Annotated in this window: 4 protein-coding genes; all 4 read right to left on the bottom strand. The window is 67.4% G+C overall.

The features are described 5' to 3' along the window. Positions 1 to 591, bottom strand: a 591-nt coding sequence (locus tag ACIRA7_RS16375) for a chondroitinase-B domain-containing protein (protein WP_396221899.1), incomplete at its 3' end; no start/stop codon positions are given. A gap of 154 nt (positions 592 to 745) precedes the next feature. Then, the gene (locus ACIRA7_RS16370; protein WP_396221898.1) at positions 746 to 1,327 is read right to left on the bottom strand and encodes a CIA30 family protein; all 582 of its coding nucleotides are present in this window, start codon (positions 1,325 to 1,327) and stop codon (positions 746 to 748) included. A gap of 3 nt (positions 1,328 to 1,330) precedes the next feature. After that, complete coding sequence (locus tag ACIRA7_RS16365) at positions 1,331 to 1,825, bottom strand: ubiquinol-cytochrome c reductase iron-sulfur subunit (RefSeq protein WP_396221897.1); 495 nt, start codon at positions 1,823 to 1,825, stop codon at positions 1,331 to 1,333. Positions 1,826 to 2,159: 334 nt separating this feature from the next. Then, positions 2,160 to 2,867, bottom strand: a 708-nt coding sequence (locus ACIRA7_RS16360; protein ID WP_396221896.1) for an HD-GYP domain-containing protein, incomplete at its 5' end; no start/stop codon positions are given.

The raw sequence follows: 2,867 nt of genomic DNA, 5'->3' as shown, positions 1-2,867 counted from the left end.
GATGCGGTGGTACCCTGGGACCGTCGCATCCGCTTCCACGTGCACGAGATTGCCGCTCGGCGCGTTTGGCGGCTTGTTCTCGAAATTCGAATACGAGATCTGGTTGCGTTGGCTTGGCGCCTGAATGGAGATGTACTTCTGGGCGGAATAGCCGTTGACGTTGAGCTGGGTCAGCAGATTGTCGCTGCCGGTGACCGTAATGATCACCCCGGCAATGCTGCCCGACGTGAACTGGAATCCGCTGAACACGACGCGATTCGCGGAGATGGTGATGGCGTTGGTCCCGTGCAGGAACACACCGCCCGGTGTCGCGGCGCGCACGACGATCCCGCTGGTCGAGACGTTGATGCTGTTGTTCAGGTAGGTGCCATCCGCGACGACGATTTCGTCGCCAGCGGCGGCGCTATTGATCGCGGTCTGCAGGGCGGCGATGCTGCGAACGGTGATCGTGCGTGCCAACGGGCCCGCTCGCGGGACGGTCGGCGCGCTCGGGTCGGCGCACGCGGCAGTGAGTCCTCCCACGGTGACCGCCGATCCGGCCGCGGCCATGGAGCGCAGGAAGTCTCGACGATGAACGTTCGGGGCCGTCATGCTACGGTCTCGGTGAAATTGGAGTGTCTGGTGACTCGCACGCGTGCGGAATGAGACCGCAGATCGGGAGCGCTTGAGTGGACCGCGCGATCGCGGCCTCAGTGATTGCCGTCTCGCCGTTCGACATGCACCTCACCGCCCTCCAGTCCACCCCTTACGGCGCGTCCCCGCCATACGACCGGATGTAGTCCACCTCCAACCGGAACGTGCCGTCTTTCCCGTCGGCGATGTACAGCCCCACGCCGCGGATGCGTGCCACGTCGAGGGGCGCCGCGTTCACGGCCCGGCCGAAGATGGTGCTCCGTAGCGCGCTGAAGGGCACGCGCACCAGGGTCCATTCGGCGGTGGTGGCGATGGGGGCGCGACGCGAGATGGTTCGGCCGTACGTGCGGGTGCCGTCGTCGATCTCCACTTCGAACTGGCGCCCGCTGCCGCGCACGCGGAGTTCGATCCCCGCCTGTCCCGTGAGGTCGATGTCCCGCCGCGCGCGTACGGAGGTAAATCCGCCATCCTGCGTAACCAGCGTGCCGGTAAAACGCAGCGTCCCCTCGGCGACCGCGACGAACCCCGCGGAGTGCCCGCCCATGACCCCGTCGTTCACGACGTCCCACTCCGCCTCGTTGGCGCGGTCGAACGCAAACAGGGTGGCCGGTGCCGGCATGGGCACGTGATGCGGACGCGCCCCCACACCGAACAGCAGCAACAGCGACGGCACCAGCAGTCGGCGCACGCGCACCGACTAGACGGAGAAGGTGAGCACGCTGCCGTTCACCGTGACCGGATAGCTGCGCAGCGGCGTCGCGGCGGGGCCGGTCGCCACCTGTCCGTTAGTGCGGAAACGGGAACCGTGACAATCGCATTCCAGCAGCGACGTGGTGTTGTTGAAGCGGGACAGGCCGCAGCTGCTGTGGGTGCAGGTTTTGGAGAGCGCGACGAATCCGGTGCCCGTGTTGATCACGATGGCATCGGTTGCCGAGAGAATCACGAACTGCCCGGCGGTCGCGATCCCGGCCAGCGTGGTGTTGATGGACACCGACGACCCGCTGATCGTGACGCCGGCCTGCGCCGTGCCGGTGTTGCCGCCTCCGGTTGGCGGGGTGGTCGTGGGGCCGCTGCTGGGGGCGGTGGTCCCGCCACTGCAGGCCGCGGCCAGCGCGGCGGCGACAAAGTAGGCGGCTGTGGTGCCCACAAAGGCACGGCGATCAACGACGTCGGGAAGGGGCGAGTCGGACATAGATGGTGGGCTGAACGCGAAGTAGGGCGTAGCGATTGGAAGGGCGTCGGGCTTTGCGGTGCACGCCGCGATCGTGGCGTGCGTGACGCAGAGCAGTCGTGTGCTCGCGAGTCGCGTGCGCGTGTATGGTTGACTGCGGGAACACGCCCATGATGTCAATCTACGGGACAGGTGCGTTGGGCACGAGGGTGACCCACGCCCTACGGCGCGTCCCCGGCATGCAACCTGATGTCGTCCACTTCCAGCCGGAACGGGGGCTGTCCGTCTCGCGCCATCCCGTGCCCCGTGACCTGTCTCCCCGGTGCGTTCGCCGACAAACACCAGCGGCGCGAGGTCAGGCCGCGCGTCTTCCCACGAACGCGTTCACGTCGAAGTGGTCGGCCGGCACCACACTCTCGACCACGTGCAGCCGATGGGTGCCGTCGTCGCCTCGCCGACTGGTGTCGATCTCGTCGCCGTCGCGTTCCAAGCGGTCGTTCACCGGGACGATCACAGGATGCAGCGGATCGCCGTCGGTGGTGCGCACCACGACGCCGAGCTGCTCCGCACTGGTGCGGACCAGCGAGCCCACCGGGAAGAAGGTGATCGTGTTGACGAAGGTCTTGACCAGCGCCGTGTTAAGCGTGTCGCCAGCGAGGCGGGCGAGCATCAGGCAGGCGCGCTCGGGTGTGGCTGGCGCCCGGTAGGTCCGGGCGCCGGTCACCGCTTCGTAAATGTCGACCACCGAGACGAGCTGACTGAGCGGGTGCGGGATGACCCCGTCGCCGCCATCGGGGTAGCCGGTCCCCTTCACCGTGCGGTGATGCTCCAGCGCGATGCGAGGCGTGAGCGGGTGCAGCCCCTTCATCCGCATCAGGATCTCGGCGCCAAGCACGGGGTGCGATTCGATGGTGCGGCGTTCGTGATCGTCGAGGGCGCCTGGCTTCTGGATGATCTCGAGCGGGATGCGCGTCTTGCCGATGTCATGGAGCAGCGCCGCCTCGATCAGCGCCGTGAGCACGTCGGCGTCAAGCCCGACCCGGCGCCCCAACAACAGGCTGAG

The sequence above is a fragment of the Gemmatimonas sp. genome, from assembly GCF_044376735.1.
Classification (GTDB): Bacteria; Gemmatimonadota; Gemmatimonadetes; order Gemmatimonadales; family Gemmatimonadaceae; genus Gemmatimonas.
This window is presented reverse-complemented; position numbering and strand designations above follow the sequence as displayed.

Bases quoted from the DNA above. Each gene is read 5' to 3' on its own strand.
- ACIRA7_RS16365 (WP_396221897.1), bottom strand. From the start codon at position 1,825: ATGTCCGACTCGCCCCTTCCCGACGTCGTTGATCGCCGTGCCTTTGTG.